The sequence below is a fragment of the Microcoleus sp. S28C3 genome (assembly GCF_036700785.1).
In the GTDB taxonomy this organism is placed as follows: Bacteria; Cyanobacteriota; Cyanobacteriia; order Cyanobacteriales; family Microcoleaceae; genus Microcoleus; species Microcoleus asticus.
In genome coordinates this window covers 1-12,935 of sequence record NZ_JAUBPO010000148.1, presented here as the reverse complement: position 1 = coordinate 12,935, position 12,935 = coordinate 1, and the positions used below count along the sequence as shown (strand labels likewise).

The window sequence follows — 12,935 nt, the reverse complement described above, 5'->3', positions numbered from 1 at the left end:
TTCTTCCTTCTTCCTTCTTCCTTCTTCCTTCTTCCTTCTTCCTTCTTCCTTCTTCCTTCTTCCTTCTTCCTTCCGCTATACTTTCAATTTGCCTAAAATAGCCCTATGCAAGTTCCCCGGCTGCATCCAGAAACAATCGAAGAAGTCAAACAAAGAGCAGACATAGTAGACGTTATTTCCGGTCGCGTCGTGTTGCGGAAACGCGGCAAAGAATTCGTAGGTTTGTGTCCCTTTCACGACGAAAAATCTCCCAGCTTTACAGTCAGTCCCGGCAAACAAATGTATTATTGTTTTGGCTGCGGTGCAGGTGGCAATGCTTTTAAGTTTCTCATGGAATTGGAGAAACGCCCTTTCAGCGAAGTAGTATTAGAATTAGCTAAAAATTATCAAGTCCCCGTCAAAACTGTCGAACCGGAACACCGACAAGAATTGCAGCGGCAAATTTCTCTGCGGGAACAACTCTATGAAATCTCAGCACTAACAGCCAAGTTTTACGAACACGCTTTGCGGCAAACCCCAGGAGAAGAACCCTTAGCATACCTCAAATCAGAGCGCCAGCTTAGCGAAGAAACTATCCAACAATTTCAATTAGGTTATGCGCCCCAAGGTTGGGAAGCACTTTACAGTTATTTAGTAGAACAGAAAAACTATCCGGCGCAATTAGTAGAACAAGCTGGATTAATTGTACCCCGAAAAAATGGCGGCAGCGGTTATTACGATCGCTTCCGCAATCGGATTATGATTCCCATACGCGACACCCAAGGCAGAGTCATCGGTTTCGGCGGCCGAGCTCTCGGCGACGAACAGCCGAAATACCTCAATTCTCCCGAAACAGAACTGTTCGACAAAGGCAAAACTTTATTCGCCTTAGATACGGCGAAAACAGCCATTAGCAAAGCCGATCGCGCAGTGGTTGTAGAGGGGTACTTTGATGCGATCGCACTTCAGGCAGCCGGCATCTCCAACGCCGTCGCTTCCCTCGGCACAGCCCTAAGTTTAAACCAAGTGCGACAGTTATTGCGCTACACTGACTCCAAACAAATTATCCTCAACTTCGACGCCGACAAAGCAGGAACTCAAGCAGCAGAACGCGCTATTGGAGAAATAGAAAAACTCGCTTATCAAGGAGAAGTACAACTGCGAGTGCTCAACATTCCCGACGGCAAAGATGCCGACGAATACCTCAAAACATACTCCCCTGAACAATATCGAGAATTGCTGGAAAATGCTCCGTTGTGGCTCGACTGGCAATTGCAACAAATGCTCGTCAACCAAGATTTGAAGCAAGCCGATACTTCCCAGCAAGTCACCAAAAAGATCATTAATTTATTAACCAATATCACTGACGACAATCAGCTAGCACATTACCTGCAAAAGTGCGCCGAAATTCTCAGCAAAGGAGATTATAGACTCACCAAAATGCTCGCAGAGAACTTGCTCAATCAAGTAGGCAGCGATTGGGCAAAGCGGCAAAGTCAAGACGAATCTTTGACAATGCCCCTGTTAATAAGAAACAAACTGAAGCCGAACAAACAATATAAAAAGCAGCGTGCAAGCGGCGAAAACAAAAGCTCTAAATCAAGCTTGTCTGCCGTAGCCCGCAGTCTTTTAGAAGAAGCAGAAGCGCAATTATTGCAGATTTACTTGCACTGTCCCGAACACCGCCAAGATGTCAGAGAAGCAATAGAAGCTAGAGACGTGCAGTTTAGCCTTTCTCATCACAGATTTTTGTGGCACCAGATTGTGAATGCAGAAATATTGCACAAAATGTCTTTACAAGTAGCGCCTTCTGAGTTAATATTGAAATTGCAAGATAGCTTCATTGAATATCCCAATCAACTCAATCAAATCTCGCATTTATTTCACTTAAACGAGTTCTCAGAAAGAAATGTTTATCGCGCACCTCTAGTAATTAGATCTGCCCTCGCCTGTATCGAGCAAATTATCAGCATGAAGCGCCGCCGGATTGCACTCAATATGTGGGAAAAAGCCAAGGCCGCTAGCAGTGGCGAAGAGGCTATAGAATATCACCAACAATTCTGTGCCGAACAAGAATGGCTCAAGGAATTAGAGCGGCTGCGTCAAGTTAATTTTTACGATTTAACATCCGTACCTTGGGGGGTAAATTTCTAGAAGTTCAGGACTAAATTCCTTGTTAGGAACAATCAAAAATCTAGGACTTGATATCGTTTCCGGTTGCACCGGAATTATATAGAGGACACCGCAGTGCCGTGTCCCTACCCGGATTAATTGTAGGGACACGAGGCACTCGCGGTCTCGAAAGCTGTGGGTAATATTAATTCCGATGGTACCGGATTTGATATGATTGTTGAGTGTTAACTGTTGACTCGATTTTATTATTCCGATGCTACCGGATTTGAGTTAACTCCGGGTCGAAAAACTGAATGATGGTTGAGTGTTAAATGTTGACTCGATTTTACCAGGAGGATGAAGCGCGGATTTGATATTAGATGCTTCTGAGTCGGGTTCGGTAATTGTCAAGGTTTTGTCTGCCAATCCGGCGAAACGGAAGGCTTCAACAAAGCGTACTTTGGAGAAGTTTTCCGTTCAAAGTTTTCGGACGTTAGTGACTAATTTATCGACGATCGCTAAAAAGCGAGTGCAGCCTAAACTAGCGGGTGTTTCAGTTAGTTTCGACCTGACGATCCCCACTCCTTTACAGCATAAAGCTTTCGATTTACTGGGGGTTTCGCTGACATTGCAGTCATGTATCCGGCGGGGGCTAAAGCCCGATCGCCCTACTGGTGGGGGCAATACTAGGAACTTTAAGATCGCGCGGGGGAAGTTCCGTTTCAGGTGCCGTTACTCTGAGGTAATCGGCGATAAACTCACCATACGTTTTACTGATTTCGTCAGGGAGAAATTTATATCCAAGGATCTTCGATCGACATTCGGTGGAGCCACAACAACATTTGGGAATGTCAATAAAAGTGTACTCTGTTGTAGAGTAATCCCATGTAATCTCGCTTCCCGAAGGAATATCAACCAATGCCACGAAATCGTACGCTCCGAATTGATTATTCCGAACCCCTGTGTTTGGGCTACAAGAATGATTGATCAATAATGCCGGTTCATCTAATTCTATATGCAGGTCAAAGTCCATCTGAATCGAGTGAGTAGTTCTTTCGGGCAAGATATCGACTCGGCGTCCAACCACCACCGTCTCACCTTTACGGAAGCCTCGGCTGACAAAAACGCCTCTACCTTTCTCTGTTTGCTGGATCAAAGTATCGAAACCCATTTTCCTCACTCTTAATACAAATTACAAATCTAATTCTAATTCCACGAGGTTACTCTGAAGCGACACTGGAGCGTTAATGGGCTCAGTATCCGAATCTGACAGCGCTGCGACTATCGACTCGTTAACCTGGATTTCGCCATTGTGCTCAGCGTCCTGAGATTTGCTTTGACCAAAAACCATTGCCACCACTACAAGACCTGCGCCAATCACACCGCGTATTCCAAGTTTCTCTCCCAGTAGTAGAAACGAAAAAACTGCTGCGAAAATCGGATCTAGCGTATAAATTAGCGCCGTCTGGTAAGCGTTAACCCATCGTTGAGCTAATACTTGAAGCACAATCGTAGCAGCAGTATCAAATAAGCCAATATATAAAAGAATACCAAAATTCGCGCCAATTGCTTCCTGTTGTGTAACCAGATCCGGAGCGGCCCAAATTAAAGAAAATATTGTTATCACCCAAAGCTGGATCGCGGCGAGTGGCAAAATGGGGTGGCGCAACGTGGTGGACTCAAGCTTAAGAGTGTAGACCGAGTAGAGGAAGGCGTTGCCCAAGATCAACAGATCGCCGATCGCGATCTGTTGACTCTCCCAACACATCACTCCAATGCCAAAGATGGCAATTCCTGCGGCGAGGAAAGTTTTTGGGAACACCTGCCTACCTAGCAGTTGCCCTAGCAGAGGAACTAGGATGACGTTGAAACTGGCAATGAATGCAGCACGATCGGCAGAAGTTGTCTCAAGGGCAAGGGTTTGGAGGACTGATGCAGGAAACAGTATTAGTGATAAAAAGACTCCATCCCGTAGCAGGGAAAGATTCAGGAAGCGCAAATAGGGGGTAAACGGCAACGCTGCTATTACGTAGCGGGTTGCAAATATTGCAGAAGGAGAAAGACTGCTGAGAGCTCCCTTGATAACCGGATAGCTTGTACCCCAGATTAGGGTGACAAGGATCAACACTGCTATACCCCAAGCATGGAGAGTGCTTGGCGATCTTTGAGAACCACTATTTAATTCTGTAGTCATTGAAGAGCCTAATCGATTAGCAATTGAACTAAATTCCGTTAGTTAACCGTAAAGAGGTTGACTAGAGTAAGAAATATCAATATTTTAAACTCGAATGCAGCTTAAACTAGCGGGTGTTGCAGTTAGTTTAGGCCTGACGACACCAACTCCTTTACACCATACAGCCTTCGATTTGCTGGGGGTTCCGCTGATATTTTAGTCGTGTATCGGTCAGTGGATCGAACCCGATCGCCCTACTGCCAGATAGTTTACATGGAACTTACCCCGCACGCGGGGTAAGTTTGGTTGAATTAGCCTTTTAATAGTCGCAAAAAAGAGTTTCGCGAGTATCTCTACCCGTCACGGGATTAGTACCTTTTGCAACTTTACAAAGTTTTTCTATCATATCGTCTCGCAGCAGTGTTTCTGTAAAATCAGCACCGTCAATCACAGCTCCTTCCAGCCTGGTATTGTAAGCGAAAGCACCCTCAAGGATAGCATTAGTTAAATTTACTTTCCTCATGCGAGCCAAATCTAAAGTAGCACCCGTTAAATTAGCCCCTTCTAAATTTGCCTCTTCCAGATTGGCACCAAAAAAGCTGACGCCGCGCAAATCTGCATTGGTAAAATTGCTGTTGCGAAGATTGGCTTTATTAAAACTGTCGTCAGTCAGAACTTTGCCAGTAAAATCAGCGCCGACTAGGATTTCTTTGTCGTGATCCAAAGCGAAAGCAGGTGCGGGATTAATGCCGATCGCCCCAGCGGCAATTACTGCTAAAATAACAAAACTCAGCAAGAAAGTATAAATATTTTTGCCATGTTGGCGAATTCGAGAATTCATAAGTTAAAGCTAATGGGCAGCAGTGACAGTTCAGAATTGAATTCTACCAGAAAGCGCGATCGCCCGATGATCGCGAAGCCCTCAAAGAGGATCGCGACGGCTGACTCGAATTCCCCCCAATCCCCAAACTCTCGGGATATCGGCACATTGGGAGAAAAATTAGTCGCCGAGTGGTTGCAGCAGCAAGGCTGGGAAATCCTGCACCGACAGTGGCACTGTCGCTGGGGAGAGATTGACATCATCGCACTCGGAAGAGATGAAGGAAGCGAAAAAAACCGAGTTCTTCCCAATCACAAATCCCCAACCTTAGCATTTGTCGAGGTAAAAACTCGCCGCCGGGGAAATTGGGATGCTGGTGGAATGCTGGCTGTTACTACCACAAAACAAGCCAAACTTTGGCAAACAGCCGAAATATTTTTAAGCACTCGTCCAGATTTAGCAAATAATTCTTGTCGCTTTGATGTCGCCCTAGTCAGGTGCGAACCTTCACGACCAAACACTAAACAAATATTACCGTTAACAGCAGCGAACTCTCAATCCGCCCTTGCAGAAAACTACCGCCTTACCCTGCAAGAATACATTCGATCTGCTTTTAGCAATTAAAAATATATAATTAAAAATTAGAGGGTAAAATCACAAAGCAATGCCACTAAGTAGTTTTTAATTGTTAATTTCCCTAGGCTGTTGCGCATTTCTCTCTCGATCTTTAACGGACGTGAAAAAAGCGTTAAATCTTCTCCCTCTCTCCCTCTCCTCCTCTGCCATAACAGCTAATTTATATGAGTAGCAGTCTAGGCGAGAGTTTCCGGGCAATATCCCAGGCCCTTGACAAACTGTTGGCGAAACGCTTCAATTTCCTTGCGGTCAGGGCTGCCGTGACAAACCACTGCCACCTGGTAGCGGCGCATCACGCTCAGCGGCGACTGTCCCGTTTCCAAACTCCAAAGAGCCATTTGCAAGCGAATTTCAGGATCGTAAGGAATCCCGAGTTCGTTCATAAAAGCCCGAAAATCCCCGTGCAATTCTGGAGTTAAATATTGGCTCATTTTCACCTTCACCACCCAGCCGTCTATTTGGTGAATAACAGTGATAAATTGCAAGGGAAGATGATGAGCTGTGCGCAGGTAATCCACGACTCTCAGAGTAAGGCTAGTATTGGCGATATAGTAGAGGTATTCCATAACGATCCTTCGAGCAAAGCTGATGCTATACCTCTATCATGGCGGGCTATACCCGCCGCCACAAGGGGAAAAGCACCCGACTTTGGATGGGGGTTTTTACCCAATTTGTTACCCAGTTGACAGATCGATCGCACAGGAATTCACTCGATGACAGAGATTGACTGGTCTTTGGACGGCTACGACTACGAACTTCCGCCCTCGCGCATTGCCCAAAATCCCGCAGTGCCGAGGGACAGTTCTCGGTTGCTGGCTGTCGATTCTCCCAGCAGCCAGCAACACCGGATTTTCCGGGATTTGCCAGATTTGCTGGAGCCCGGAGACTTGCTGGTACTCAACAACACCCGCGTGCTGCCAGCGAGGCTCTACGGGCACAAACCCAACGGCCCGGCTGTGGAGATATTGTTGATGGAAGAACGGCAGCACAACTGCTGGCTGGCTTTGGTTAAACCCGGGAAACGCTTAAAGTTGGGGTCGCAAATTGAGTTTGACCCGATCGCCCCAGCAAGTGAGGACTCCGCAGCAGCTCCTTGCTGTTGCCTTCCCCAAGCCGCCGCGATCGATGATCGTCGATTGACTGCGACAGTTATCGCCAGGGACGACGCAACAGGAGGGCGGCTGCTGGAGTTTGACATCCCCACAGATGCGAGTCTGGCGAAGTTTTTGGACGAATACGGCCACGTACCCCTGCCGCCATACATCGAAAATTCCCAAGCTTCAGCGGAACAGTACCAGACTGTTTATGCCGATCGGCTTGGGGCGGTGGCTGCCCCCACAGCAGGCCTGCACTTCACCGAAGATTTGTTCAGTCGCTTGCAGCAGCGGGGAATCGAAAAAACTTTTGTAACCTTACACGTGGGAGTAGGGACGTTTCGCCCGGTGGAGGTGGCAGATGTGACGGCTCACCAAATGCACGGCGAATGGGTGGAAGTACCCCCCGCCACTGTCGAGAAAATCCGCGAAACTCAAGCTAGAGGCGGGCGAATCTTTGCGGTGGGTACGACAGCAGTGCGAGCTTTAGAGGGAGCGGCGGCGGCGAGCGGCGATTTTTCCTTGCAGCCTTTTTGCGGCCAGACAAATTTGTTTATATACCCTGGTTACAAGTGGCGGGTTGTAGAGGGGATGATTACCAATTTTCACTTGCCCCGCTCTACTTTGATGATGATGGTAAGTGCGATGATTGGAAGGCCTCGGCTGTTGGATTTGTACCGAGAAGCGATCGAGCATCAGTACCGCTTTTATTCGTTTGGCGATGCCATGCTGATTTTACCAACCGCAAAAATGGATTGATCGATCGGGCATCGGGTTCGCCCAATGCCCTGTATTTTGTTTCTATTCTTCCTCTTCTTCTTCATTGCCGGGATATACGAAGCTGTTGGAACGCCCAGTCAGAACAGATTTGCCCAGGGACAGAGCTTTCTGAGCTGCCACTACAGCTTTGCGCTTCCATGTGGCCTTGCGCATATTCTTCTTGGATTTGGAGGTTTTCTTCTTAGGGACTGCCATGACGCTAAATACTTTCTGCTTATATAGACAAACAAACATTCTAGCCGATTTTGCCAGCAATGCTTCCTCCACAAACGGCATTCGTCAGAAGGCATCCGTCAGAAGGCATTCGTCAGTCGATTTTAGATTTTAGATTTTAGATTTTAGATTTTAGGCGTGAGACGTTCGGCGAGTGCTCAGACGTTCGGCGAGTAGTAGGTTGCGTCAGCGATTAGCTTCTCGAACCACACATAAAATCCCCGATTCTGACGCACCCGCAGCCTCTAAAGTTCGTGAAAGTGGTAGATCACGACACCAGTTACTGAATCGTTCTCGATACTGACATAACCCGTTTTGAGCATTGCCGTGAAAGCTTCTTCCACTTCGGCAAAAGTAGCGCCGGTTGCCATCACCCCTTGGGTGACAGATAATCTTCCCTTCTTGGTATAAGCTGCCTTCAGGAGTTTAACCCCTAACTGGTCGGGAGTTTGCTTGGGGTATGTCGCGGCGATCGCCCCGCTGCTGGGATATAGCGGTATACCTTCGCGAGATACGCCGAGTTTGCCCCTGAGAGTGGCATTGTGTTCGTCCACCATGTTCGGCAGCAGCAGCAAGTCAAACAATTGCCCGAACCCAAACAAACCAAAGGTAAACAGCCACAGTAAACCCGTACCAATTTTGCCGTTGTAGAGGCGGTGGAGTCCGAATGGGCCGAAAAAACAAGCTGCCCATAAAAGGTAACTAACACCTAAATTGCTCATTTTCTGACCGTCCTGCTTGGTTATTCTAACTATTGGACTCCCTCTCTATATTTTGTACTTTCTATTTAGTGTTTGAACAGTTTGACACGAGGAGAGATTTGTGCATCATCTGAAGGAACAATACTTCGGACAGTTTTATATATTATCGAGTGTCCGAAACCCAGACTGGCTATATGGTGGACTATTATTTCAAGGTTTAAGTCCAGCCCTAAGTTTCCTAAAATGCGTTAAAAATGGCAGGGCTTTCTCTGTAAGGCTTACAGGGCCGTTAAAAAACTGTCCGAAGTATTGAAGGAAGAGAGAATACAAAAATTGCAATTCTCCCAGTCTCCCCACTCCCAGTCTCCCCCACTCCCAGTCTCCCACACTCCCATAAGTAATTCTGCGTAGCAATTCTTAACGCCAGCAATATATTTCCAGGGTCGAGAGCTTGGTAAAGTATAACGAGGCCGGTCGGGCGGTCTGCCGAAGACGAACAGACAGGGGCGATCGATCGCCCGCAGTAACAGGCAACTGAAACTCAGAGTAGTTATAACCAGAAATCCAATAAACATATGGTAGATTCCCTCAAAAAACCCACTTTTGAAGAAATGCGGCCGGGAGTGAAAGCCCCAGCCAAAGAAACTATTCTCACGCCGAGATTTTACACAACAGATTTTGACGAGATGGCCAAAATGGACATCTCGGTAAATGAAGCCGAACTAGAAGCAATTATCCAAGAGTTCCGCGTTGACTACAACAAAAACCACTTCGTGCGGGATGCCGAGTTCGATCAATCTTGGGAACACATCGACGGCGAAAAGCGCCAGTTGTTCATTGAGTTTCTGGAACGTTCCTGCACCGCTGAGTTTTCTGGATTCTTGCTTTACAAAGAATTGGGACGCAGGCTCAAAGGAAAAAATCCCGTGTTGGCCGAAGGTTTCATGCTGATGTCCCGCGACGAAGCGCGGCACGCCGGATTCCTCAACAAAGCTCTCTCGGACTTTAATTTGTCGCTAGATTTGGGTTTCTTGACTAAGAGCCGCAGTTACACATTCTTTAAGCCGAAGTTTATTTTCTACGCAACTTACTTGTCGGAAAAGATCGGTTATTGGCGCTACATCACGATTTATCAGCACTTAAAAGCCCATCCTGAAGACCAGATTTATCCGATTTTCCGATTCTTTGAAAATTGGTGCCAGGATGAAAACCGCCACGGAGATTTCTTTGATGCGGTGATGAGAGCTCAGCCTCAGATGTTGAACGATTGGCGCGCTAAACTTTGGTGCCGTTTCTTCTTGCTGTCAGTGTTCGCGACAATGTATCTCAATGATATCCAGCGCGCCGGTTTTTATCGATCGCTCGGACTTGATGCTCGCGAATACGACATTGAAGTGATTAAAAAGACCAACGAAACAGCAGGCCGCGTATTCCCCGTGATGCTCGACGTGAACAACCCCGAGTTTTACGAACGGCTGGATATTTGCCTCAAGAACAATCAGCAGTTGACCGCAATTGTTGCTTCTGAAACTCCGAAATTCTTGCAATTCTTCCAAAAATTGCCTCTGTATTTGTCGAACGGCTGGCAATTAGTGAAGCTGTACTTCATGAAAACAATTGAATCACCTTCTGTACATGGTGCAGTCCGTTAAGTTTTGATTTTTCATCCTCTGTGACGGCGGTTCTGCGACAAGCGGAGCCGCTTTTTTTTTGTATAATGTTAGATTAGTTTTCGTGGGCGATCGGGTTTCAAATTATATTGAGGAAGTTGAGGAAGGAGTTATACCATTGTATGGCGTCACTTTTTTCCAATTATTCAGCAAGCCCTAATATTGTTAGCGCAGGGTCCTTTTGCGGTTTGCTCAACTTCAACTTCTACGATCGCACCTGGTTTAAGTTGAGCGATACAGTCCGAATCGATGAAGCCTTCGCGGAAGTAGATATCGGCAGTGCGATCGTTCGGGGTAATATGACCCCAGTAGCAGCGTTGCTGTGTATTGTAGCGGATGTGTTTGACTGTACCCTTTTTGATGGAATTTGGAGAGGAAAGTCGATCGCATAATTCTTGAAGTTGTCGATTTTTGGGAGCAATTGCCAGCGCACGTTGGCAATAAGCTAACGCTTCGTTCTGTCTACCTAACTTTCCTAGTGCAGAAGTTAAATCCTGAGTAACGAAAGCTAAACCAAAGCTATTTCTCGATTTTTCATCAATTTCAAAACCTTGGATGAGTTGGATGACAGCTTGTTCTGTTTCTCGATTGCTCAGTAAAGCTTGACCCATTGCCGTGTAAACTTTCGCTAGGTGGGGTTGCTCATTAAGTTCTTGTCCAAGTTTGATACTTGCTCGAAAATACATGATAGCTAATTTAAATTTTTCAGCGTCTTGCTGTTGGCTCAAGACCTGACCTAAACTATTGAAGATAATTGCCTGTCCTCGCTTATCTTTGAGTTTCTCGGCTAGATTGTAGCCGTATCGAAGCATTGTCTCCGCTGCCTCCCATTTTCCCTGTTTTCGTAACAATCCTCCCAAGCTATTTAACACCATTGCTAAATTGCGGAGAGCGTCCAACTCTTCAAAAATCTCCTGACTGCGACGGAGAACTTCCTCCGCTTCGTTCCAAGATTCTTTTTCCTTTAGCAACAAACACCCTTGATGATGCAGTAGTTCTCCTAAACCCCTCATGGCTTGCATTTGGAGCTGTTGATCGCCTATTTCTTTGCTAAGTTCAAGGCTAAGCTCAAAATAATTTATCGCATCGTTAAGGTTCCCTTGTTGTTGTGAGAATGCACCTAAACGGATCAATGTCATGACCTGCTGTTGTTGATTGTCAAGCTGCTTCACAATAGCAAAAATGCGATCGAGCGTTTGGATGGCTTCTTCATGGCGACCCTGTTCCCGCAAGACTCCGGCTAAACCGTTGAGTCCGATCGCAACCGAACGCTGGTCATTGAAAGCTTCGTTAATCTCAACTACCCGTTGGAAAGTAGCGGTGGCTTCATCGAGTTTGCCTTGTTGCTGCAAGACTCCGGCTAAACCGTTGAGTCCGATCGCAACCGAACGCTGGTCGTTTAAAGCTTCGTTAATCTCAACTCGACGTTGGAAAGTAGCGGCGGCTTCATCGAGTTTGCCTTGTTGCTGGAAGACTCCGGCTAAACCGTTGAGTCCGATCGCAACCGAACGCTGGTCGTTTAAAGCTTCGTTAATCTCAACTACCCGTTGGAAAGTAGCGGCGGCTTCATCGAGTTTGCCTTGTTCCCGCAAGACTCCGGCTAAACCGTTGAGTCCGAACGCAACCGAACGCTGGTCGTTGAAAGCTTCGCTAATCTCAACCACCTGTTGGAAAGTGGCGGCAGCTTGATCGAGTTTGCCTTGTTGCTGGAAGATTCCGGCTAAACCGTTGAGTCCGAACGCAACCGAACGCTGGTCGTTGAAAGCTTCCCTAATCTCAACCACCTGTTGGAAAGTGGCGGCAGCTTGATCGAGTTTGCCTTGTTGCTGCAAGACTCCGGCTAAAGCGTTGAGTCCGAACGCAACCGAACGCTGGTCGTTTAAAGCTTCGTTAATCTCAACTACCCGTTGGAAAGTAGTGGCGGCTTCATCGAGTTTGCCTTGTTGCTGCAAGACTCCGGCTAAACCGTTGAGTCCGATCGCAACCGAACGCTGGTCGTTTAAAGCTTCGTTAATCTCAACTACCCGTTGGAAAGTAGCGGCGGCTTCATCGAGTTTGCCTTGTTGCTGCAAGACTCCGGCTAAACCGTTGAGTCCGATCGCAACCGAACGCTGGTCGTTGAAAGCTTCGCTAATCTCAACTCGACGTTGGAAAGTGGCGGCGGCTTCATTGAGTTTGCCTTGTTGCTGCAAGACTCCGGCTAAACCGTTGAGTCCGATCGCAATCTGTCGTCGATCGTTTAAAGTTTCGCTAATCTCAACCACCTGTTGGAAAGTGGCGGCAGCTTGATCGAGTTTGCCTTGTTGCTGGAAGATTCCGGCTAAACCGTTGAGTCCGAACGCAACCGAACGCTGGTCGTTGAAAGCTTCCCTAATCTCAACTACCCGTTGGAAAGTAGCGGCGGCTTCATCGAGTTTGCCTTGTTGCTGGAAGATTCCGGCTAAACCGTTGAGTCCGAACGCAACCGAACGCTGGTCGTTTAAAGCTTCGTTAATCTCAACTACCTGTTGGAAAGTAGCGGCGGCTTCATCGAGTTTGCCTTGTTGCTTTAGTATGCCACCTAGAGTTGTGAGCCACTTGGCTTCAGAAAGTTGACGAGGTGCTTCCTCCTCGATTTTGCTGAGAATTTCTGGAATACCTTCTAGGCTTGTTTCTGCACTAGACCACTCACCCTGCAAAGATACAGCGGTTCCCGCTGTTATGAAGTACAATAGCAACAATTAGCAAACCAATTTCTTAAATGTTGAGGATTGATTA

The 12,935-nt window shown here is 47.0% G+C and carries 11 protein-coding genes; 4 read left to right on the top strand and 7 right to left on the bottom strand.

The window, feature by feature from the left end:
- Positions 1-105: 105 nt before the first annotated feature.
- Positions 106-2,133 (top strand): DNA primase, encoded by a 2,028-nt coding sequence (dnaG, locus tag QUA13_RS29110; protein ID WP_333204142.1) that lies wholly within the window; start codon positions 106-108, stop codon positions 2,131-2,133.
- 610 nt (positions 2,134-2,743) lie between these two features.
- On the opposite strand, the gene QUA13_RS29105 is transcribed toward dnaG, so the two are convergent.
- The 3 genes from QUA13_RS29105 to QUA13_RS29095 all read right to left on the bottom strand — a co-directional run bounded on the left by QUA13_RS29105 (position 2,744) and on the right by QUA13_RS29095 (position 5,105).
- Positions 2,744-3,262 (bottom strand): SET domain-containing protein-lysine N-methyltransferase, encoded by a 519-nt coding sequence (locus tag QUA13_RS29105; RefSeq protein ID WP_333204140.1) that lies wholly within the window; start codon positions 3,260-3,262, stop codon positions 2,744-2,746.
- A gap of 21 nt (positions 3,263-3,283) precedes the next feature.
- Positions 3,284-4,285, bottom strand: coding sequence for a DMT family transporter (locus tag QUA13_RS29100; RefSeq protein WP_333204138.1), 1,002 nt, complete (start codon positions 4,283-4,285; stop codon positions 3,284-3,286).
- A gap of 298 nt (positions 4,286-4,583) precedes the next feature.
- Positions 4,584-5,105 carry a pentapeptide repeat-containing protein gene (locus QUA13_RS29095; RefSeq protein ID WP_172186124.1) on the bottom strand — a complete coding sequence of 174 codons (522 nt, stop codon included), beginning with the start codon at positions 5,103-5,105 and terminating at the stop codon, positions 4,584-4,586.
- A 12-nt stretch (positions 5,106-5,117) separates the two neighbouring features.
- Between QUA13_RS29095 and QUA13_RS29090 the strand changes: the two genes are divergently transcribed.
- On the top strand, positions 5,118-5,708 hold the full coding sequence (locus tag QUA13_RS29090; protein WP_333204135.1) for a YraN family protein: 591 nt from the start codon (positions 5,118-5,120) through the stop codon (positions 5,706-5,708).
- Between the two features lie 188 nt (positions 5,709-5,896).
- Here QUA13_RS29090 and QUA13_RS29085 read toward each other — a convergent pair whose 3' ends face one another.
- Complete coding sequence (locus QUA13_RS29085; RefSeq protein ID WP_172186126.1) at positions 5,897-6,286, bottom strand: hypothetical protein; 390 nt, start codon at positions 6,284-6,286, stop codon at positions 5,897-5,899.
- A gap of 147 nt (positions 6,287-6,433) precedes the next feature.
- Here QUA13_RS29085 and queA point away from each other — a divergent pair, with 147 nt between their 5' ends.
- Positions 6,434-7,573, top strand: a complete 1,140-nt coding sequence (gene queA, locus QUA13_RS29080) for a tRNA preQ1(34) S-adenosylmethionine ribosyltransferase-isomerase QueA (protein WP_333204133.1) — start codon at positions 6,434-6,436, stop codon at positions 7,571-7,573.
- A 42-nt stretch (positions 7,574-7,615) separates the two neighbouring features.
- On the opposite strand, the gene rpmF is transcribed toward queA, so the two are convergent.
- Positions 7,616-7,789 carry a 50S ribosomal protein L32 gene (rpmF, locus tag QUA13_RS29075; RefSeq protein ID WP_006632406.1) on the bottom strand — a complete coding sequence of 58 codons (174 nt, stop codon included), beginning with the start codon at positions 7,787-7,789 and terminating at the stop codon, positions 7,616-7,618.
- A 263-nt stretch (positions 7,790-8,052) separates the two neighbouring features.
- Positions 8,053-8,529, bottom strand: a complete 477-nt coding sequence (locus QUA13_RS29070; protein ID WP_172186128.1) for a TM2 domain-containing protein — start codon at positions 8,527-8,529, stop codon at positions 8,053-8,055.
- A gap of 554 nt (positions 8,530-9,083) precedes the next feature.
- On the opposite strand from QUA13_RS29070, the gene acsF reads away from it, so the two are divergent.
- Positions 9,084-10,160, top strand: coding sequence for a magnesium-protoporphyrin IX monomethyl ester (oxidative) cyclase (gene acsF, locus QUA13_RS29065; RefSeq protein ID WP_333204131.1), 1,077 nt, complete (start codon positions 9,084-9,086; stop codon positions 10,158-10,160).
- 164 nt (positions 10,161-10,324) lie between these two features.
- Here acsF and QUA13_RS29060 read toward each other — a convergent pair whose 3' ends face one another.
- On the bottom strand, positions 10,325-12,889 hold the full coding sequence (locus QUA13_RS29060; RefSeq protein WP_333204129.1) for a tetratricopeptide repeat protein: 2,565 nt from the start codon (positions 12,887-12,889) through the stop codon (positions 10,325-10,327).
- Between the last annotated feature and the right edge of the window lie 46 nt (positions 12,890-12,935).